Annotated in this window: 12 protein-coding genes and 2 tRNA genes; 7 read left to right on the top strand and 7 right to left on the bottom strand. The window is 50.3% G+C overall.

What is annotated here, in order from left to right; genetic code table 11:
• Positions 1–29: 29 nt before the first annotated feature.
• On the bottom strand, positions 30–1,877 hold the full coding sequence (gene mutL / locus ACQY18_RS00155; protein WP_428038402.1) for a DNA mismatch repair endonuclease MutL: 1,848 nt from the start codon (positions 1,875–1,877) through the stop codon (positions 30–32).
• Positions 1,870–4,434: a DNA mismatch repair protein MutS gene (gene mutS, locus ACQY18_RS00150; RefSeq protein WP_428038401.1), complete on the bottom strand. Its 2,565-nt coding sequence runs from the start codon at positions 4,432–4,434 to the stop codon at positions 1,870–1,872. The genes mutL and mutS overlap by 8 nt, the downstream gene beginning before the upstream one ends.
• A gap of 153 nt (positions 4,435–4,587) precedes the next feature.
• Here mutS and ACQY18_RS00145 point away from each other — a divergent pair.
• Positions 4,588–4,671 (top strand) — tRNA-Tyr (locus tag ACQY18_RS00145).
• 133 nt (positions 4,672–4,804) lie between these two features.
• Here the strand turns inward: ACQY18_RS00145 and alaS are convergent.
• Positions 4,805–7,414, bottom strand: coding sequence for an alanine--tRNA ligase (gene alaS / locus ACQY18_RS00140; protein WP_428038400.1), 2,610 nt, complete (start codon positions 7,412–7,414; stop codon positions 4,805–4,807).
• 151 nt (positions 7,415–7,565) lie between these two features.
• Here alaS and ACQY18_RS00135 point away from each other — a divergent pair, with 151 nt between their 5' ends.
• From ACQY18_RS00135 to ACQY18_RS00125, 3 genes are read left to right on the top strand one after another with little or no spacing between them, the layout of a single operon-like run.
• Positions 7,566–7,916, top strand: a complete 351-nt coding sequence (locus ACQY18_RS00135; RefSeq protein ID WP_176777591.1) for a hypothetical protein — start codon at positions 7,566–7,568, stop codon at positions 7,914–7,916.
• Positions 7,913–8,782 (top strand): diacylglycerol/lipid kinase family protein, encoded by an 870-nt coding sequence (locus ACQY18_RS00130; protein WP_428038399.1) that lies wholly within the window; start codon positions 7,913–7,915, stop codon positions 8,780–8,782. Before ACQY18_RS00135 ends, ACQY18_RS00130 begins: the two co-directional genes overlap by 4 nt.
• Positions 8,783–8,784: 2 nt before the next feature.
• Positions 8,785–9,270: a thermonuclease family protein gene (locus tag ACQY18_RS00125; protein WP_428038398.1), complete on the top strand. Its 486-nt coding sequence runs from the start codon at positions 8,785–8,787 to the stop codon at positions 9,268–9,270.
• Between the two features lie 24 nt (positions 9,271–9,294).
• Here the strand turns inward: ACQY18_RS00125 and ACQY18_RS00120 are convergent, their stop codons facing one another.
• The gene (locus ACQY18_RS00120) at positions 9,295–9,837 is read right to left on the bottom strand and encodes an NUDIX domain-containing protein (protein WP_176777594.1); all 543 of its coding nucleotides are present in this window, start codon (positions 9,835–9,837) and stop codon (positions 9,295–9,297) included.
• An 85-nt stretch (positions 9,838–9,922) separates the two neighbouring features.
• Here ACQY18_RS00120 and dnaE point away from each other — a divergent pair, with 85 nt between their 5' ends.
• The 3 genes from dnaE to ACQY18_RS00105 all read left to right on the top strand — a co-directional run bounded on the left by dnaE (position 9,923) and on the right by ACQY18_RS00105 (position 14,822).
• Entirely contained in the window at positions 9,923–13,420 is a 3,498-nt protein-coding gene (dnaE, locus tag ACQY18_RS00115) for a DNA polymerase III subunit alpha (protein WP_428038397.1), read from the top strand.
• A gap of 90 nt (positions 13,421–13,510) precedes the next feature.
• Positions 13,511–14,467 carry an L-lactate dehydrogenase gene (locus tag ACQY18_RS00110; RefSeq protein ID WP_176777596.1) on the top strand — a complete coding sequence of 319 codons (957 nt, stop codon included), beginning with the start codon at positions 13,511–13,513 and terminating at the stop codon, positions 14,465–14,467.
• Between the two features lie 280 nt (positions 14,468–14,747).
• Positions 14,748–14,822, top strand: a tRNA-Val gene (locus tag ACQY18_RS00105).
• Positions 14,823–15,429: 607 nt separating this feature from the next.
• Here the strand turns inward: ACQY18_RS00105 and ACQY18_RS00100 are convergent.
• The 3 genes from ACQY18_RS00100 to ACQY18_RS00090 form a co-directional block, all read right to left on the bottom strand.
• Entirely contained in the window at positions 15,430–17,751 is a 2,322-nt protein-coding gene (locus ACQY18_RS00100; protein WP_428038396.1) for a hypothetical protein, read from the bottom strand.
• Between the two features lie 205 nt (positions 17,752–17,956).
• The gene (locus tag ACQY18_RS00095) at positions 17,957–21,028 is read right to left on the bottom strand and encodes a hypothetical protein (RefSeq protein ID WP_428038395.1); all 3,072 of its coding nucleotides are present in this window, start codon (positions 21,026–21,028) and stop codon (positions 17,957–17,959) included.
• A gap of 263 nt (positions 21,029–21,291) precedes the next feature.
• Positions 21,292–21,708 (bottom strand): hypothetical protein, encoded by a 417-nt coding sequence (locus ACQY18_RS00090; RefSeq protein ID WP_428038394.1) that lies wholly within the window; start codon positions 21,706–21,708, stop codon positions 21,292–21,294.
• Positions 21,709–21,713 lie beyond the last annotated feature (5 nt).

Genomic DNA, 21,713 nt, shown 5'->3' with positions numbered 1-21,713 from the left:
CGGGCGGCTCCGGGGCGGTAAAACAGGCTTTAACGGCCGAACAGCTTGCCAATCTCGCGGATGTGCAGTTGGGCTACACACGCGCGCCCGTGCGGGCAGTGCATACCGTCTTTGCAGTTTTTCATATTTTCAAGCAGGGCTTCGGCCTCGGCCGCCGTCATAGAATCATGCGCCTTGACCGCTTTTTTGCAGGCCAGCATAGCCACCATTTTGCGTTTGAGGGTTTCGGTAGATTTGGCCGGGTCCCCCACCACGGCGGCTAACGATTCCACAAACCGCTTCATGTCGTCTTCCTTAAACCGCACCACATAAGGCATGGTTTTAACCTGTACCGTGCGCGGGGAAAAGCGGGTAAGCTCAAACCCGGCCGTTTTGAGCCAGGGGGCCCAACTCATCAGGCTTTCGGCATTACTGGGGGTTAAGTCCACCTGAATCGGAAACATTAACTCCTGCACTTTTATATCGCGTTTTTCAAAAGCGTCCATATATTTTTCAAACAAAACGCGCTCTTGTGCGGCGTGTTGGTCTATCAGCACCAAGCCTTCCGGGTTTTCAAACAGTAAATAACTGCGCTGGAGCTGACCCAAATAATGATACGGCCCCACATACCAGGCCGGGCCTGCGGGCGCAGGGAGCGGCTCCGGCTCCGGGCGGCGGGCTTCATAGGCCACGGGGTCTTCGGTTTCCCGCACCATAAAACGCGGCGTTCCGGCAGGTTTGAAAATATCCTGCACATGGGTTGCCTGCGGCTCTTGCGGGGGTTGCGGCGCAACGGGCGGGGCGGCCGGGGCCAATTTGGGCTGAAAAAGCTGTTGGGCGGCCGGGCGGGCGGATAGCGATAAATCCACCGCCGGAATGACCGGGGCCGCCGCTACCGGGCGGGCATTACCGAAGGCCGTTTCCCCGGCGCTGTTTAGAATCAGCCTGAAAATTTTATTTTCGTCCACAAAACGCACTTCCCGCTTTTGCGGATGAATGTTTACATCAAATTCCCCCGGCTCCAACGTCAGGTACACCAAAAACGCCGGGTGGCGGTCTTTGGGGCGGACGTTTTGCAACGCCTTGTAAATAGCCTGCTGAATGGTTTTGGATTCTATCGGGCGGCGGTTAATAAATATCATTTGGAAATCCCGCACCGCCACCAATTTATCCGGCGGGGTTAAAAACAACTGCAAGCCGCAATCATCAAATTTTTTATAAACTAGGCTTTCCGTCACCGGGCCGCCTAAAATTTCCCGCGCGCGGGCGCGGACGGCCGCTTCCTGCGGGCCGGTTTGGGCCGGCAAATTATATATTTCCCGCCCGCCGATACGCACCCGGTAGCCCACCCGGCAGTTGGCCAGGGCGCTTTCTTCCGCTACTTTTAACAGGCAGGCGCGCTCGTACGAATCACTTTTTAAGAATTTGCGCCGCGCGGGCGTGTTAAAAAACAAATCGCGTATTTCCACCGTGGTCCCGGGCATAGCCGGGGCCGGGGCGCGGCAAATAATTTCTCCGCCGGAAAGTTCCAAGCGGTGCCCTTGCCCGCCCGCGGTGCAACTGCTAATGCTCATGCGCGACACCGCCGCCACGGAAAACAACGCCTCCCCGCGGAAACCGAACGTATGCAAATGGGCTAAATCTTCAAACGAGCAGATTTTACTGGTGGCATGGCGGCGGACGCTTAATTCCAAATCCTGTTCGTCCATACCGCAGCCGTTATCGTTAATGCGGATGAGTTCTTTGCCCGCGCCCTCAATATCTATATTAATGGCGGTGGCGCCGGCATCTACGGCGTTTTCCAACAGCTCTTTAAGCACCCCGGCGGGGCGCTCTATTACTTCCCCCGCGGCTATTTTACTGGCGGTGGACGGGTCTAAAACGGTAATTTTACTCATTAATCCTCTTTTTCCATTCGCAAATTAACTGTAAAGCGGCCAACGGGGTCAGTTGGTCCGTATCCGCCATTTTGATTTCTTCCACAATGGGGGAAGAAAACAAATCTTTGACCATATCTTTTTCTTTAACGGAAATTTTGGTGCCGCCTTTTTTGGCTTCCAAATCTTTCAGCACTTTACGCGCCCGCAACGTGCAAGCCGCCGGCAACCCGGCAATTTCGGCCACATGTATCCCATACGATTGGTCTGCCGCGCCGGGCAATATGCGGTACAAAAACGCCAGTTTGCTTTGGCCGGATTCGTCTTTATACTCCTGCGCCTGCACATGGTAATTTTGAACCGCCGGGTATTTATTGGCTAAATCGGTCAGTTCAAAATAATGCGTGGCAAACAGCACTTTGGGGCCGCCGCTAGGCTTATATAAATATTCCACAATGGCCCACGCAATAGAAATACCGTCAAAAGTGGACGTTCCGCGGCCGACTTCGTCCAATAAAATTAAACTGCGCGGCGTCATGGAAGCCAAAATGTGCGCCGTTTCGTTCATTTCCACCATAAAGGTAGAATTGCCGCGGGAAAGCGCATCATGCGCGCCAATGCGGGTCATAATCCGGTCCACAATTCCCACGGTGGCTTCCTGCGCCGGCACAAACGCCCCCATTTGGGCCAAAATAACCAAAATGGCGGTTTGCTTGAGAAACACGCTCTTACCGCCCATATTGGGGCCGGTAATGAGCATAATTTGGGTTTGGGTGGAATCCGCCTCCAAATCGTTCGGCACAAAACTGCCGGGCGGCAACAGGTTTTCCACCATAGGGTGGCGCCCACCTTTATAAAACAGGCGGGAAGAAGTATCCACCACCGGACGGACGTATTGGTGCGCAATAGCGCTTTGCGCCAAAGAAAGGTAAACATCCAGCTCCGCCACCAGGCGGGCAAATTGTTTGAGCGCGTCCGTCTTGAGGGCCAAGGTTTTACGCACTTCGTCAAACAGAGCCGATTCCAAACGCAAGATTTTTTGCTCTGCGTTCAAAATTTTATTTTCCAAATCTTTTAATTCTTCAGTAATGTAGCGTTCCGCATTGGTTAAGGTTTGCTTGCGCACATAATTATACGGCACTTTGGAAATGTGCATTTTGGTCACTTCAAAATAATAACCGAAAACGGAATTAAAGCCGACTTTCATGGACGAAATGCCTGTTTTTTCGCGTTCGCGGGCGCAAATTTCTTCCATGGTTTTGCCGCCGTTGTGGCGCAGGGAGCGCAGTTCGTCCAGCTCCGCATTATAGCCCTCGCGAATGATGTTTCCGTCGGAAATGCGCAGGGGCGGGTCCTCGTTAATGGCGCTGTATAACAGGCGGGACATGGCTTCCAAATCCGTATATAAAGTTTCAAAACGGTGCGTTAAATGCGGGGCCACGGCCGGGAATTTTTCAAACCAGTTTTTAAGCGGCTCCGCGTTCAGTAAAGAGCGGCGCAAGCCGGATAAATCCCGCGGGGAAGCCGTGCCGGTGGCCGTGCGGGTGGCTATGCGCTCTACGTCGGATATATTTTTAAGGATAGACAGCAAGCCCGCGCAGGCTTCCTGCCCTTTTACAAAGCCTTCCACGCAGTTTTGGCGGCGGGTAATATCCGCCACGTCCATCAGCGGGTGTAAAATCCATTCTTTTAAGGTGCGGCTGCCGCCGGAAGTTTGGGTGCGGTCCAACAAATCCCATAAACTGCCTTTGCGGGTGCCCTCTTGGCTTTTGACCAGCTCTAGCGCGGTGACGGCGTTTTCGTCTATAATTAAATTATCTTTCAGCTCCCGGTAGGTGGGAATTAAGGTTTGCTTAAAACTGGGCTCCGTCACATTGACATAGCGCATAATTTGCAACGCACACGCCAGGGCCGCGCGCTTGCCTTCCCACGCGCCGAGGGCCGGCCAATTTTCCGGCAACGTATAATCCCCGTCAAACGCGGGGCGCGTAGTAAGCCCGAAACCGTTGGGAATAACCACTTTGGCCTGTAAATCTTTTAAGGAAGCCGCATCCCCCGCAATTTCGGCCGGGTTAATGGAGGCCAGGGCCGCGGCCAAGTTCATTAAAGCGGGGTCTTTGTCGTTTTGGGTCACCCAAAATTCGCCGGTGGAAACGTCCACACACGCTAGCGCCCAACCTTGTTTATGCACCAGCACAAACACCAAATAGTTAGATTGGTTGGCATCCAACAGGGTGTCTTCCATTACGGTACCCGGCGTAATCACGCGGATGACTTTGCGTTCAAACAGTTTGGTATTATTGGCGCCGGGGGTGCCCACTTGCTCGCAAATGGCAATTTTTTTACCGGCTTTTAATAAACGCACAATGTAGTTATTGGCCGCATGATACGGAATACCGCACATAGGCACGCCGTGGCGGGCCGTAAGCGTAAGGCCCAGTAAAGCGCTTACTTCGCGCGCTTCATCACCGAACATTTCATAAAAATCCCCCAGGCGGAAAAACAGAATAACGCCCGGATTTTTTTGTTTAATCTCGGTATATTGCTTCATAAGTGGGGTAGTTGCCGGATTTTGCATACCCCTATTTTAGCAATTTCCGGCGCGGGGATAAACCGCATTTATAGGCTAATCCCCTCTAGGAAGAAAAAATATCAAACCAAAGCAGACACTTTTAATTTTTTTTGCTATAATATATTTACCTAGTTGTTTAAGTAAAGTAATAATTTGTTCGGTAGGATGGCTGAGCGGTCAAAAGCAACGGTCTGTAAAACCGTCGGGCTACGCCCTACATAGGTTCGAATCCTATTCCTACCAAAATTTAAGACCCCGCGCAAGCGGGGTTTTAATTTTGTAGGAAAGCAGGCAAACTGCTTTCCCCCCCCCATTTTGCACCCTTTATATAAAAAATATCCCCCGCCTCAAGCGGGGGATATTTATGAATAGCGTTTTACAGCGTGTCTTTTAAGCCGGCCACCAGTTCCTGCCAGGGGCGTTTGGCTTCGCCGCCGCCTTGGGCAAAGTCTGCCCGTCCGCCGGCGCGGCCGTTCAAATCCGCCGCAATTTGTTTGGCAACCGTCACGGCGTCAATATGTTCAAACTTGCCCACCATTTTAACCACAAAGGCGCGTTTGCCGTCCTTATCGCAAGAGACCAACACCACGGCTTTTTGGTATTTTTGGGCAATCGTATCGGCGATATTGCGCAACTCTTTCGGCTCCGCGCCGTCCGCCTTGCGCACCACCAGGTTGACCCCGTTTTTAAGCGTAAAGCTCATTTCGTCCACACCGCCGGCGGCCAACGTGCGCTCGCGGAATTGCATATAGCGCTTTTTAACCTCTTTCAGCTCGTCCATAATGGCATTTACGCGGGTAAAAACATCTTTGGACGGTACTTCTAAGCGGGCGGCCAGGGTTTCGGCCTGAAGATTTACGTTTTTCAAATAGTCTAGCGCCGCCGCACCGGCCACGCCTTCAATACGGCGCACCCCGGCGGAAACGGAAGATTCTTTCAGCACCAGTACCGTCATTACGTCCGCCGTGTTTTTAACGTGCGTTCCGGCGCAAAGTTCCAAACTGTATTTATCTTGCGGACGCGCAAAACTGCCGCCCATCAGCACAAAGCGGGCCGGGTCCGCATACGTTTCCCCCAGCAGAGTGACGGCGCCTAACTTTTCCGCATCCGCCAGCGGGCGCACTTGGCAATTTACCGGCAGGGCCGCTTCCACCGCCCGGTTGGCAATTTCCCACGCGCGGTTTAATTCTTCCGCTTTCGGCGTGCGGGAAAGCGTGTAGTCAAAGCGGAAACGCTCCGGCGAAACAAAGGAGCCGCTCTGGTGAACCCCGGTGCCGAACACCTGGCGCAACGCGGCGTTTACCAAGTGAATGGCGCTATGGTTAGCCATACAGCGTTTGCGCAAGGCACCGTCCACACACAGGCGCACTTTTTGGCCTTTTTTAAGCGTGCCGGAAAATTTATGCAAGAACACTTTGCTAATCGGTTTTTGGACGTCTTCCACGCGGGCAATTTCTTTTCCGTCCGATAAAACGGCGCCTTTATCGCCCACCTGTCCGCCGGATTCGGCATAGAACGGGGTTTTATCAAATACGGCGTACCCGGTGCCGGAAACTTCGTCCGTCAGTTCAAATTTTTCATTCAGTAGCATCAGCACGGTGCCGTCGTCCGTCAGCGTATCATAGCCGGTAAACACCGTAGCCGGGTTGTGGGTTTCCACATGTTGCATCATGTAGGCTTTGTCTTTGGTCATTTCGTCGGCATAGGAGCGGCTTTTGGCCTGCGCGGCGGCTTTGGCTTTTTCGTAGCCGGCTTCGTCCACTTTTACGCCTTTGGCAGAGGCAATTTCTTTCGTCAGTTCCAAGGGGAAACCGTACGTTTCGTGCAAGTGGAAGGCTTCCTCGCCGGACAGGGTGTCCGCACCGTCCGCCAACAGGGCGGAAAGTTTTTCTTCCCCGGTCACTAATGTTTTTAAGAACGTGGTTTCTTCCATTTTAAGCACATCTTGGATGTGCGGCATATTTTTATCAATTTCCGGGTATAAACCGTTAAAAATTTCTTTCACTTTGGGGGCCAACGTATACAAATACGGCTTATCGGCACCCATTAAGCGCGCATAACGCGCCGCGCGGCGGATTAAGCGGCGCAAAATATAGCCGCGGCCTTCGTTAGAGGGCAAAATCCCTTCCGCAATTAAAAAGCTGGAACTGCGCACATGGTCCGCAATAATACGCAGGGAAGAAATTTCCTCTTTCGTTTCGCCTTTTAAGTGCAAATCCTGTTTGGCTTGGTTGATGATGGGAGTAAACAGGTCGGTTTCAAAAATGTTGTTTACCTTTTGCATCACCATACAAAGGCGTTCTAACCCCATGCCGGTATCAATGTTGTTATGCGGCAAGGGTTTGAAAGTGCCGTCTTCCTGGCGGTTGTAGCTTTCAAAAACGATGTTCCAAATTTCCACAAAGCGCCCGCAATCGCAAGTAATATCACAATGCGGATTTTTACAGCCTTTATCGCCAAAATCGTAATAAATTTCCGTGCAGGGGCCGCAGGGGCCGGTGGGGCCCATGGTCCAAAAGTTATCGGCTTCGCCCAATTCAAAAATGCGTTCCGCGGGTACATATTTCAGCCATTGGTTGTAGGCTTCTTCGTCGCGCGGGGCAATGCCGCCTTTGTAAATGCTTACATAAAGTTTATCGGCCGGAATGTGGAGCGTTTTGGTTAAATATTCCCAAGCCCAGTCAATGGCTTCTTTCTTAAAATAATCCCCAAAGGAAAAATTGCCCAACATTTCAAAAAAGGTCAGGTGGCGTTCCGTAAAACCCACGCTGTCAATATCCGTGGTGCGCACGCATTTTTGGCAAGAGGCCGCATTTTTGAGGGAGTCATCTATCCCTAAAAAATTGGCCTTAAACTGCACCATACCCGCCGAAGTAAAAAGGAGCGTCGGGTCCGAGTGGGGAATTAACGAGCTGGAGGGTTTTATAGGCAACCCTTTGGAGTGAAAAAAGTTCAAATAACCGTCTCTGATTTCTGTGCTTTTCATAATAATAACCTGATAGTACCTCTATAAACTGTATAATTAAAGTATATCAAATACAGGGGCGGCTCTGCCCTGCGGCGCGTTTAAGCACGGGCAAAACGCCGCACGCGCGGGCGGTTTGCGCCATTTGTTATAATTTTTTAAGAGGAATTTTATGCACAAAATATTAGGTTATTTATTATTATGCGCCGGGCTGTTTTTAATCTTTTTTGCGGGGAACGGAATGTATAAAACATTCGTCCGGGTATCCCCGGTACCCCATATTGTAAATATGCGTGATATTACCGTCCAGGCCCCGCAAGGCACCGTCACCGTGCCTGCAGACGGCATTAATACGCTGGCCAATACGGCGTTATTTGCCGTTTTGATGTTATTTTTTGCCTCCGTAGGGGCGCGCGTGGGCCATTTGGGCATCCATTTATTAAAGACCGAGCGCATTTATGATGCGTTAAGCCAACTGGACCTGACCGACAAAGACGACCTAAAAACCCTTAAAAAACTATGAAAATTTTATTTATTATTAACCCCAAAAGCGGCAAAGGGCGCGACCCGCAAGATATAGTCAACTGCATTAAATTAAACTTTCCGCAGGCCGCCTGGGCCCTGACAACCGGCCCGCGCCACGCCACCGAACTGGCCGCCAAAGCCGTCAGCCAACAGTACGAAGCCGTAGTGGCCGTGGGCGGTGACGGCACCATTAACGAAACCGCCCAAGCCCTGGTAAACACGCCCACGGCGTTGGGGGTGATTCCCGGCGGAAGCGGCAACGGTTTCGCGCGCGAACTGCGTATGCCGCTCCACTTGCAAGAAGCCGTTTTTTGTCTGCAAAAAGCCAAAACGGTGCGTTGTGATGTGGGGCAAGCCAATGGGGAGTTATTCCTCAATTTAGCGGGGGTGGGCATAGAGGCCCAAATTGCGTACGATTTTATGCAATACGGCAAAACCGGCAAACGGGGCATGTGGCCGTATTTTAAGTTAGGCGCCAAAGATGCGTTTACTTACCAACCCCAAGAAATGCAGTTGGAATACGACGGCCGCCGGGAAACACTCCGCCCGCTTTCCGTGACGTTTGCCAACGGTACGCAATACGGCAGCAACTTCAAAATTGCGCCGCAGGCCAGCCTGACGGACGGCTGGTTGGAAAAGGTTGTAATAAAAAACGTCCATAAATTAAAATTACTGGCCGCCGCGCCTACTTTTTTTACGGATGATTCAACCCATTTGGGCGTGACGGACACCACCCGCGTAAAACACGTTCTTTTACGCCAACCGGGCGAAATTATTTACCATTTGGACGGCGAACCCAAAAAAACGCAGGACCAACTGGAAATTAAAATTTTGCCCGCGGCCTTAAACGTGCTGATTCCTTAATTATGGCTCCCAGAAGAAAACGCAAAACAAGCCGCCGTTCTTCCAAAGCCCCCTGGTGGGTGACGGCGCTTATTGCCGCCGCGCTGGCGGTTTTCCAACAAACGGGCAAACCCGTCAGCCAAGTGGAGGGCGATACGTTTGAAAACGCCCAAATAGCCAGTGTGTACGACGGGGACACCTTCAAAATAAACTTAAATTGTTCTATGAGTGTATTTTGTGAAAAAGTGCCGGTGCGCGTGCGCGGCATAGACTGCCCGGAAATAAAAGGCAAAACCGAGCGGGAAAAACGCCTGGCGCAAAAAGCCAAAGCGTTTACGAAAGATTTTTTATCGCGCGGGGAGGTTAATTTATCCAACTGCGGGCGGGATAAATACTTCCGCCTGTTGTGTGACGTGGACGTAAACGGCCAAAACCTGGCCCAAGAACTGTTAAAACGCAAACTGGCCTACCGTTATGACGGCGGCACCAAATCCAAACAATTCCGCTAAAAAAGGGCATTTTAAGGCCCTTTTCTATTTATTTGCGTGCAACTGATACCACTGTAAGGTAATGATAGTTTTGGCATCGGTAATGCGGCCGTCGGCTATCATTTGGTAGGCTTCTTCCAGCGGGAATTTTTTAAGATTCAAAAATTCGTCTTCGTCCGGCTGGTCTTCCCCGCGGGTCAGGCCGGTAGCCAAATACAGGTGTTGCACTTCGTTGGAAAACGCATTACACGGGTGGAAAACCATAATTTCCTGCAAGTGTTGGGCCGTCAGCCCGGTTTCTTGTTTCAGTTCCGCTTCCGCGCACATTAAAAAAGTTTGGTTTTCTTCCCGTTTTCCGGCGGGGATTTCCCAGGTGGTTTGCCCAATCGGGTAGCGGAATTGTTGCACCAAATACACGTTGCCGTCTTCCACCGGCAAAATGCCGCTGGCGCCGCGGTGGTCAAAATACAGGCGGTTGGAGGTTTTGCCGTTAATCAGGCGCACCTCATCCAACTTTACATTCAAAATGCCTTCGTACAAGGTTTTGGAGGAAATTTTTGTTTCTTTTAATTTACTATAATGTTTCATATAGATAATCTTATAAAATTTTGGCCCGGCAGGGGCCGCTCAAGCCCCGCACACGCCGCGCCGGCAATACCCAAAGGATGTTTACATGGCTGAATTTGTCCAATTACATAATCATAGCGATTACTCCCTTTTAGACGGAATGTTGCGCATTTCGGAAAGCCACAAACCGTCCCCCTTTCTAAAAAGTTTAGTGGAACAGGGCATTAAAGCCATGGGCCTGACCGACCACGGCAATATGTACGGCGCGTTGGATTTTTACGATACCGCGCGCTCTATTGGCCTAAAGCCGATTGTCGGGTGCGAGTTTTACATCACCAACGGTAAATATACCGAAAAAGACCCCAACGAATACCGCGGCCACTTAACCCTGCTGGCCCGCAACCACGAGGGCTACCTCAATTTAATGAAGCTCAATTCGCTGGCGTGGGTGGACGGCTTTTACCACAAACCCCGCATAGATAAAGAAATTTTAGCCAAACACGCGGGCGGGCTACTCTGCCTCTCCGGCTGCTTAAAAGGCTTTTTATCCGAATACACCCGCACCAAAACTTTTGAACAATGTTGCGCGCTGGCCAAAGAGTACGAGGATATTTTCGGCAAGGGCAATTATTACATTGAGCTGATGGACCACGGCATTAAAGAAGAAGTGGAATCTTTACCCATCTTAAAAGATATTGCCAAAATGACGGGCATACCCGTTGTGGCCACGAACGACTGCCACTACGAGAAAAAAGAAGATTGGGAAGCCCACGACGTAGCCGTTTGCGTAGCCACCAACAAAACCTTAAACGACCCGGACCGCCTGCAAATGTCGCACGAGCTGTATTTCAAAACGCCGGAAGAAATGTGCGCGCTGTTTGCCCACACGCCCGAAGCCTGCGCCAACACGCTGGAAATTGCGGAAAAGTGCAATTTGGAATTCCCCAAACACGGCTTTATTTTGCCGAATTTTGAAATCCCCAAAGAGTTCCCCAACTCGGCCGAATATTTTAAGGATATTTGCCGCAAAGGGCTGGTTAAAAAAATGCACGGCAACGTGCCGGACGACTATTGGAAACAGTTGGAATTTGAATTTAATGTAATTATTACCATGGGGTTTGACTGCTACTTCCTGATTGTGCAGGACTTTATCAACTGGGCCCGCGCGAACGATATTCCCATAGGCCCGGGGCGCGGCTCCGGCGCCGGTTCTTTGGTGGCGTACAGTATGGATATTACGCGCGTGGACCCTATCAAAAACAAACTGCTGTTTGAACGCTTTTTGAACCCGGACCGCGTAAGCATGCCGGACTTGGATATTGATATGTCGGACGCGGGCCGCGGGCGCGTGATTGACTATGTGCGCGGCAAATACGGGCATGACCGCGTTTCCCAAATTATTACCTTTGGTACCATGAAAGCCAAACTGGCCTTAAAAGACGTCGCCCGCGCCATGAGCATACCGGTAGCCGAGGCCAACCGTATTGCCAAAATGATTCCCAACGACCCCAAAATGACCCTGGATAAAGCCTTGGAAATCAACGAGCTTAAAAAAGAAATTGACACCAACCCCCAAAGCAAACGCCTGTTTGATATGGCCCATAAGTTGGAGGGCCTCAAACGCCATACGGGTATCCACGCCGCCGGGGTGCTGATTACCAAAGACGCGGTGTCCGAATATGTGCCGCTTTCCCGCGGGGCGCGCGATTCCATTACCACCCAGTTTGAAGGGGAGCCGTGTTCCAATTTAGGCTTATTAAAAATGGACTTTTTGGGTCTGCGCACCTTAACCGTTATTGATAATGCGGAAAAGATGATTCGCAAACGCCATGACCCCAAATTTGATATTAACGAAATCCCGCTGGACGACAAAAAAACGTATGACCTGCTCTCCAGTTGCAAAACGCTGGGTATTTTCCAGTTAGAAAGCGGCGGCATGCGCGACTTAATTAAAAAGTTGCAGCCCTCCCAATTCAGCGACGTTTCCGCCTTGGTGGCCTTGTACCGCCCCGGGCCGATGGAATCCGGCATGATGGATATGTTCGTGCGCCGCAAAAACGGGCAGGAACAAATCAAGTACGAAACCCCGCTTTTGGAATCCGTATTAAAAGACACTTACGGCTGTATGGTATACCAGGAACAAATCATGCAAATTTCCAAAACGCTGGGCGGGTTTACCCCCGGCGAGGCCGACACCCTGCGCAAAGCCATGGGTAAAAAGAAACTGGACGTTATGGAAAAATTCGGCAAGAAATTTGTGGAAGGGTGCAAAGCCAATAATATTTCCGAAAAAGTTGCCTCCCATATTTACGAGCAGATGAAAGCCTTTGCCGGATACGGCTTCAACAAATCGCACTCGTTTGCATACGGGTTGGTTTCGTACCAGACGGCCTACCTAAAGGCCAACTACCCCATAGAATTTATGTGCGCCGCGCTGACGAACGAAATCGGCCACAACGCGATTGGCTCCGACGATAAAGAAAACAAAATCGTCACCTATTTGGAAGAATCCAAAAAAATGGGTTTTGAAATTCTGCCGCCGGATGTAAATGCCTCCCAGCCGGAGTTCTCCGTAGAAACCAAAGACGGCAAAGAGTGTATCCGCTTTGCGTTGGAAGCCATTAAAAGCGCCGGCTCCGAGGGGTGTAAATCCATTGTGGCAGAGCGGGAAAAAGACGGGCCGTATAAATCGTTAGACGAACTTTGCAGCCGGATTGATATTTTCCAAGCCAACAAAAAAACCATTGAAAGTTTAACCAAAGCGGGCGCACTGGATAGTTTACTGCCGGACAAAGACCCCAAAGAAGCCCGCGCGATTTTGCTGGCCGGGATAGACCAAGCCGTAGATACCGCCCATTTGGTAGCTAAAGAAAAGCAAGCCAACAACACAGCCAGCTTATTCGGGGACGACTTCGGCACGATGTTAAGCGTCAAACAACCGCAAACCAAACAGCGCGTCCACCCGCTCACCCAAAGCGAACTGCTCAACTTTGAAAAAGAAGTGCTGGGCCTGTATTTCAGCGGGCACCCCATGGCCAAATACCAAGAGCATTTGGCCCAACTGCATGCCACGCCTATCCGGGATATTTTGGACGGCAAAGCCACCGGCAACTTAAATGTACTGGGCATTATTACGCTGTTCAAAAAGCGCCAAAATAAACAAAAAAAGGAATGGGCCCAATTTGTGATAGAAGACTGCACCGGCTCGCTCCCCGTCAATGCGTTTGCGCGCACTTTTGAGGAATTCGGGCACAAATTAGGCCCCAATGCTATTTTGAATTTTTCCGGCAAGATTAACGTGGACGACGAAAGCGCCCGGTGCGAACTGACCCTGCAAAGCGTGGGCAGTGTGACGGACGTTTTAGCCACCGCCGCCAAAGAATTTATTGTGGAGCTTCCGCCCAAATATACCAAAGACCAACTGCAAAAATTAAGCACTTATTTGGATATGACCAAAGGCACCACACAAGTATTTTTGGAAGTACCCACCAAGGCCGACCCGACGAAAAAATTATTGGTGCGCACGCACAAATCTATTTTTCTGCACCGGGCCTTGTTGGAATTTATAGAAAACACGCTAGGCACCAGTTGGCGTTTTAAGTAAGGGCCTAATCTGTTTTCGGCCTAATCCGCCCCAAACGGATTTTATATAATAGTATAGAGGGGCCAAACACCCCAAGGGGGAAGGAAAAGTATGGAAACAAATTATATTAATTTTAGTAAAATTGGCATTATCGGCTGCGGCTTTGTGGGCTCGTCCACAGCGTTTAGCTTAATGCAGAGCGGGATGTTTACCGAAATGGTACTGATAGATGCCGACAAGGCCCGCGCCGAAGGCGAAGCGCTGGACATCAGCCACGGCCTGCCGTTTGCCAAACCGATGAAAATTTACGCCGGAGATTACGAAAATCTGAAAGATGCCGGCCTGATTGTAATTACCGCAGGCGCCAACCAAAAACCCGGCGAAACCCGGTTGGACCTCGTCAAAAAGAATATTGCTATTTTTAAGTCCATCTTGCCGGAAATTAAAAAAATTAATTTCAAAGGGATTTTACTGGTGGTAGCCAACCCGGTGGATATTTTAACCACGGTAGCCATTAAATTAAGCGGCTTGCCGGCTAACCGCGTGTTCGGCTCCGGCACCGTTTTGGATACCGCCCGCCTGAAATATAACCTGGGCCAACATTTGGACGTAGACAGCCGCAGTGTACACGCGTTTATCATCGGCGAACACGGCGATAGCGAAATTGCCGCTTGGAGCTGTGCCAACGTGTCCGGCATTAAACTAAACAAATTTTGCGAAATGCGCGGATACTTCCAACACGAAGAAGCCATGAAACGTATTGCCGACGAAGTAAAAAACAGCGCGTACGAAATTATCAAACGCAAAAAAGCCACTTATTACGGGATTGCTATGGCGGTGCGCCGCATTTGCGAAGCGATTGTCCGCAACGAGAAATCCATTCTGCCCATTTCCGCCCTGATGAAAGGCCAATACGGCATTACGGATATTGCGCTGAGTATGCCGGCGATTGTGGGCCGCAACGGCGTAGAAACGCACGTTCCGCTGGAAATTAACGCGCAGGAAACGGCCGACCTGCAAAAATCCGCCCAAACCTTAAAAGAGGTCCTCGCCCAAAACGAACTGTAAATCCAAGTTGGGATACCAAATATAGATAACGCCTTCTTACGCAAGCAAGAGGGCGTTATTTTAATTGTCGTGTTTTTGCCACCGGCTATACCGGGGGTTTCTTTGTGTTCGTTTTATCCGACATGAAATAAACGCAGGCAAAACGAGCGGAGCGGATTTTGGCGGGTGGGGTGTGCGGAACGGCCGGCCGTTTCGGTGCGCTTTACGACAGACAATAAAGGATTTTCTTTATTTAAGGCGGGTTATTTTGTATAATAAATAAGTAGTCAAACAAATTTAAGCCCAGTTGGCGCAGCGGTAGCGCGTTCCCTTGACATGGGAAAGGTCATAGGTTCAATCCCTATACTGGGCACCATTTAGAAACCACCCGAAAGGGTGGTTTTTTTGTGCCCGTAAGCGGGCAAACTGCTTTGCCCGCGTTAGGGATTGAAAGCCGCAGCCTTATGCGAGTTTGAGCAACGCGAAAGGCGAGCATGGCGAGGCGGGGCCGCGAGCGCCGAGGGTCAACGAGGCGACTTGTGGCCAATCTCTATACTGGGCACCATTTTTCTTCCTAAAAACCGTTTATTCGTTGTTGCGCGCTTGGTCGGATACCTCCGCGCTGCCGCGCGAGTGCCCACAGTATTCCTCCCTCGCTTGCGCCTAGAATAAGCGGTTTTTTGTTTGAAAAAAATTTTCCACCGCCAGATACCTATTTTCCCCTTATACGTCCCATATTGCGGATTTAAGTATCACTTCTACACGCAACAACAGCGCGCCCAATTTTGGGCCATAGTGCCCATTCCTGCGTGGTTTTAAGTATCACACTTACAAGCGCAACAGAGCGCTACCGCCAACCGGGGCCCGCAAACGCAAGACAGACAAAAAATCTGCCGCGCATGGGCGGCAGATTTTTATAGAAAAACCATTCTAAACCCCGGGCCGGAACTCCATTTTAATACCCCGCACCCGGTCATCACGCCCTATTTAGGCTGATACACAATGCTGTGGTTGCATTTGAAAATACCCCTATACATCTGCTTATTATATGTATAGGCGTACGGTTTAATTTCCTCGTAATGGAAATGCTGCAACTTCCCCCCTTTACCGATTTCATTTGTTTCTTCTGAAAAGTGATAGCGGGTGCTCTGTTCATGGGTGCCATTACGGTATACATAATTTTTGCCGATACTTTCCGGCCCATCGGTTATACGCAATTTACCGTTATTCAAAATGGCATCTTGTATCCATGAAGACAACATGTCTACCAACGGCCCTCTGGAAAAAACACCCATTTCTGCCTCCGCCACCCATTTACCCTGATAATAAACCGCCCGCGCATACAATCTCCGGCCTTTATTATCCTTAAAAGAAGTTAGCTGTTTGAATATCCGGTTCAATTCTTGTGCATCTGCCCGACATTCCGCGCTCACTTTTACACGGTTCAAATGGGTGTTTTTGCACCCCAAAAACCAACTGGACACCGCGCCTTCTTCCTGCCCGGGTGTTAAGGGCGGGCAATACCCTCTTTTAGCCAAACAGCTACGCAACTGCCAGGCCCGCAACCGGGTAGTTTTATCCCCCGGGTTCAATAAATTACCAACCAAATATAATGGAATATGGAGGTTTTTACTTACTTTGTCATCATAATGGCAGGTAGGCTCCTTCTCTTTTTCAGCTTCCAGTTTGGTGGCGCTGGTGCCCACGCGGGCCATGGTAAATTTATCCCAAATAACGGGAGCCATCCGCATAAGCTCGCCATCCTCGTCCAGTTCTACATTTCCAAAAATTTCCTCCAGTACAGCCTTTGCCTGCCGGGTTTGCGCGGCGGCGTCCGTCGTTGGAATAAGCATGTTTCCGTTGACTACCTCATAATCGTCCATATTTTCAGCCGTGCTGGCGGGGATATATTTTTCCGGCACTTCCACATACAAGGTGTTCTCTAACGACTCCTTAAATTGCTTGCGGTACAAGGGAGAAAACGCCTCAGAAACGGCATGAGCCGCGCCACCAAGGACCAAGATTCCCCCGCTGACAAGCAGGCTTTCCGGCGCGCTGGCCTTCGCCAAAGAAATAAATTCTTCGCTTGTAATCGTTGTGGCCAACGCCCTGGTAAGCGCTGCCCCATTCAGCCACTCGGCTTTTTTGTTTTTTTCCACGGGAAGAAGCAGTTGCCCTTTCATATACGGGCGCACCCGGCGGCTCAAAAGCTCCACTTGCGCGGCATCCTGGGGGGCGCCGGTGGCTTTCTGTTGCAGTACGCCCATAATAGCGGCGGCCTCTTTGGGGGAGTAGCGGAATTTGCCTTTGTAAGACGCATTGGACCCCTTAGAATACGCATACGCGGAGGCTACCGTGCCCGCCAAAAAGCGGAAATCCGGCGCATATTTAGGGTTTGCCACATACTTAACCAGTTGGGAGGCTTCTTTCGGTGCCAAATTTTCCGCATGATAGGCTAGTACCAACCGCACAAAGCGGGGCGGAATATAATTGGGATGATTTTTGTTAAAAGAGGCGTTTTCTGCCATAAAGTTCAGTAGCGGCATAAAATCGCGCCGCTCTTTTAACATATCGTTCAAAAGGTGAATATCAAAAACAAAATCTTTTTCTTCTAATTGGGCATCATTGTCAAAACAAAACACATTTTCCAAATGGCGGACATCAAACGCGGGCGCGAACGTCTCCCCCCGGGAGTCTTTCGGCAGCCCGGCTGTCAGCTCGCCCGGTTTTCTTTTGCGCAGATGGGCGGCATTTTCCGCTTGGGATTGCTGGGCCAAAGAAACCTTTGTATCCACATTAACTAGCAGGTTATACAGCGGGGCCTTGCCCATCTTAACATCCGCTTTCCGGCCCACAACTTCTACGGTTTTGGAACTGCCTTCTATTTTTTTGTCTTTTTTAAGCCGGTAAACCCCTGTTCCGGGCGTTAAACCATAGGTGCCTTGTTCATCCGCTAGCAGCGCCAGGCTTTTGTTTAACTCCATAAAATGGGGCGCTTCTTTTTGTGCCCTTTCGTCATCCAAACGGACAGAATAATACTCCATAATGTTTTGATAGGCGGGCACAAGCACTTCTTTTAATTGCGCTTTCTGGCTTTGGTTCAGGTTTCCGCGGGCTTCACTGGCGGCTAAAATGCGGATACATTGGGGCCTAAACCATTGGGCATTTTTGGCATCATTTAACATGGCCGGGATATTGCAAGACACCGGTTGGGCATCCTGGGCCTTTTCGGCCGCCGGATTAAACGCATACGCATTTAGGCAGAGGGAACAGAACGCGACACCTACTAAGATTTGTTTTTTCATAAGGGGGGCTCCTTACTATTATTGTAGTGGTTATAAGCCAAAATGTCAAATAAGGGGCCCAAAATATAACTTTAGGGGATACCCGCCCCTTGGGCACAAAAAACCCGCCGTTAAGCGGGTATAAAAGAATGGCGCCGCAGGACAAAGGGCGGCCTAAAATAGCAAAGGCCCCGAAGGGCCTTTACTAAAACAGAGGTTTGATTTTTTAGAACTCAAACGCAATCGTCACTTCGCCGCCGAAACCTTCGCGTTTACCTAATTGGCCGTAAACGGTCAGTACGGAGTGCAACGGCAGGAACGTATCTTTGTTATGATAGGACAGGACTAATTGCCCGCGCCCGCTCATACCTTTCATAGAGGCTTCGCTGCTCTTTACGTTTTCCACCGTCACGGTAGATTTGCCGTCCATTTCGTAAATGGCACTGGCACCGATAGCGGGAATTACGCCGTTTAAGTCCCACGAGTTGAACGTATAGTCACCGCCGAAACGCAGGGCCATGCTTTGCAAGGTGTCAAATTCAATTTTCTGGTCCAAATCGTCGGTAATATCGTCAGACGCTTTGCGTTTCCAGTTGAAGTTGGCAAACATGCTCAAATCATCCAACGGGTTTTCCACAAAGCCTGCGCTGGCGCCGTAATACATTCCTTTGCTCTTAAAGCTGGATAACAATTCGTCCGATTGGAATTTAGCGTCCACATACCCGGCTTCCACGGTGGCTTCCAAGCGGCCCGTTTCGCTATACCGCAAGGAGGTCAACAACCCGCCGCCGTACACGCTGGCATCCCCGGTCACTTTAATCGGGTAGGTTTCGTAAGAGCCGCCCGAATATTTAGCAAACAGACCTAAGGCCCAATCGTTCGTAAATTTCTTCCAAGCGCCCGCTTGCATAAGGCCGGAGTCCAAATCAAAGCCGCTGCCTGTTTTATAGCGGGTGTGGTGGTAGCCACCGTTGACAAAGGTGTTCTGTTCGGTTTCGCTCTGCCACAAATCATTTAAGGTTTGGGTAAGCATTTCCGGCCCTTCGCTGATTAACGCCAAACCGACTAACGGCAACTGGCCGTAAACTTCAGCATTGGCTTTATCTTTCGTGCTGGTCAAAGTCCAGTTGACCAAGTTTCCGGTGCCTTCTTTGGTGGGGGTTAAAGAATAGGAGAACACACCCACTTTCTTTTGGGTCAGCACAATGCCGCTATCCAACAATTCATACACCACGCCGCCTTCCTCAATGCCTGTTAAAGATGCGTCGGTCTTGGTGGTGACTACGACTTCAGAACCTTCTTTCATGGCGGATTTATCCAACAACATTCTGGCGTGGACGTCAAATTTAAAATTCAACTTGGTGTTAAAGTCTGCGTTAATCGTCCACCACGAGTTAAAGTTGCGGAATTGGTTTTTATCCGTAAACGTACCAATCGTGCGGTCAAAGACCAGCTGGTTGGTGGTGCGACCCATGCCATTGTTTCCGCCGTAAATAACGGCCGTCGGGTCCAATTCCACTTTGTTGCGCAAAATAACGGTGTTGTTTTGGGTGCGCATATTCTCTGCTTTCAGCTCCGCCCCATACACATAACCGCCGTATACTTTACCCTTAAATTTTACGTTATCCAAAACGACCGTATTGTTAGAGGCAGAATGGATATTATCCACTTTTTCGGCCGTTTCCGGCTCTGTGGGTTCAGCGGCCGGGTCGGAGGAGGTGGTCGTGGTGGTTAAACCGTTTTTCTTAACCGTTTCAATCACGCCGGATTCGTCCACCGTTTTATAATCCACTTCGCGGATATAGGCCGAGAAACCGCCGAAGACGTTGGCATCTACGGTTTTTACGGAATCACCGCCCGCAATATTTACCAAGTTGCCGTCACTGTTCGTACCGTTAAAGGCAACCGCCTTTTCTTCCGGTGCCTCGGGGGACGGGGTGGAGTTGGTTGTGGCGGTATAGTCCATGCTGGCACCGCCAAAAATAAGCCCTTTATCCGCAGGAACATCCGCAGGCAACAGGTTGGCCGCGGCTAACTTAGTAAAATCCAACTGCTCGTCAAAAAATTTCCGGCTGGCATTTGTTAAAGTCACATTAGATTTAAGGATGTTTACGGTGTTGCCGTTGGAGGTACCGGCAAAGTTGAGAGAACCGCCCACTTCCTTAAAAGTGCTGGTTAAATTATTCAGGTTTAAGGTGTTGTTGGCTACCACGGATTGAACCAGGCCGCCAGAAGTGTCTTTGCCCAAATACATCAAAACGGAGTAAGCCGCGCCGTTGGCCATAGTAGAATTATCCAACGTCATGGTATTGCCTTGCGCGTTGACGGACTGGTTCATAACAGCCATAGCCGTGGTGCCCACCGTACTGCCGTTTTTGACAATAACCGTGTTGTTGTTCATATTAACAACAGATTCCGTACCGTTAGTAATACCTCTGCCAATAGAGGCCCCAAACGCCGAACCTACATTAGAATTATCAATAATAACGGTGTTATCGTTAGCGGTAGCCGCGCCTAAAGCACCAGACACCATACCGCCTACGGTAGAATCTTGCACTAATACATAGTTGCCGTTGGCTCTGGTATCTAATATATTGGTTTTTTGTTGGTCTTCGTCCGTTAAGCGGGGGTCTGTCACACCGCCGAAAACGTTGCCCGCCACGTTAGCGCCGTCCTTAATAATAACGGTGTTATTATTGGCCGTGCCTTTGGCAAACATCGTATAACCGCCATATACATTTCCGCCATAGGATTCAGGGGCCGTGGCGCCGGGGGCGGTATAATTATAAAAACTAAGGCTTCCGCCGCTGATAGTGACGGAGTTATTGTTGGCCGAAAAATCGCCCAAGCGGGCCGAGCCGTCTAACAGAAAAGAAGCGCCACCCATTACATCTCTACCCTGCAAGGTAGTGCCCGTCATGCTTACGGAGCTGTTGGTGACGTTATTTCTGTACGCGGCACCACCGGCCACATACGAACCGATGGTTTCTGTGCCGGACACCGGAATACCAAAGGTAATAGCCTCGGCACTGGAGCGGTCCACCGAGTCATAAACCTTTTTGGCCACCGCATCAGTATTAATATTGATTTTTTTGCCGTTGACCGTCATGGAAGCGCCATCAATCGCCCCGGTATCTATGGAACCGGCACCGACGATAGCCAACGATTTATTATCGTTGGAATCATCCGTAATTTCACGGTAATGATTTTGGCCGTCCCAGTTCATTTGAATATTTTGTGCCTGCGCAAACAAGGGGGCAAGCATTACGAACAAAACTGCAACGAGAAACTTTCTCATTTATCCTCCAATTTGTATGTATAAAAAAGCAGTATATCCCTTATTATACAGAATTTAAGCCAAAAGGAAAGTTTTTTTTGCAAAAAAGCAAAACTCCCCTTTTGCCCCAAGTGCCGGCATACACTTACCGCCCAGGGCGGTATGGCTTGTATGCCGCAACAACTACCTTTTAGCAAATTTTATAATTACGCCCCTAAACCGGGCGTTATGCGTTTTTCAGCCGTAAAACCCGGCCGGATTTTAGGCCGGGCTCAAACAAAGGCTTAATCGTATTCTTCGCTACCCACATCATCCGCCGGGGCAGATTCTTCCGTGGCGGACTCGGCCGGCGCGGCGCCGTATTCGCCCGGGGCATAGCGTTTAGGCTTTTGCCAAAGGCGTTTTTCCTTTTTATAGTCCCCGTCGTTCGGCACGCCGGGCACTTGCGGCTGTTGGCGGTCATCATAAAAATAAATATTCTTTTGGTCTGGGGACGGCTCCAAATTAAAAATATATTCCGATTCCGCCACCGGCGGCGCCTCGCGGCGTTCTCTTTCGGCCTGCGGGGCCAAGTCGGACAGATAATCTTCTTCCGTCAAATAAATTTTGCGGTTGTATTTTGCTTTGCGCGCATTACTGGTACAGGCGGCCAACAGCCCTGCGCACAGCAACAACGCAATCACTTGGGACAATGTTTTCATAGATT

The organism is Candidatus Avelusimicrobium faecicola, assembly GCA_900540405.1.
GTDB lineage: Bacteria > Elusimicrobiota > Elusimicrobia > Elusimicrobiales > Elusimicrobiaceae > Avelusimicrobium > Avelusimicrobium faecicola.
This window is presented reverse-complemented; position numbering and strand designations above follow the sequence as displayed.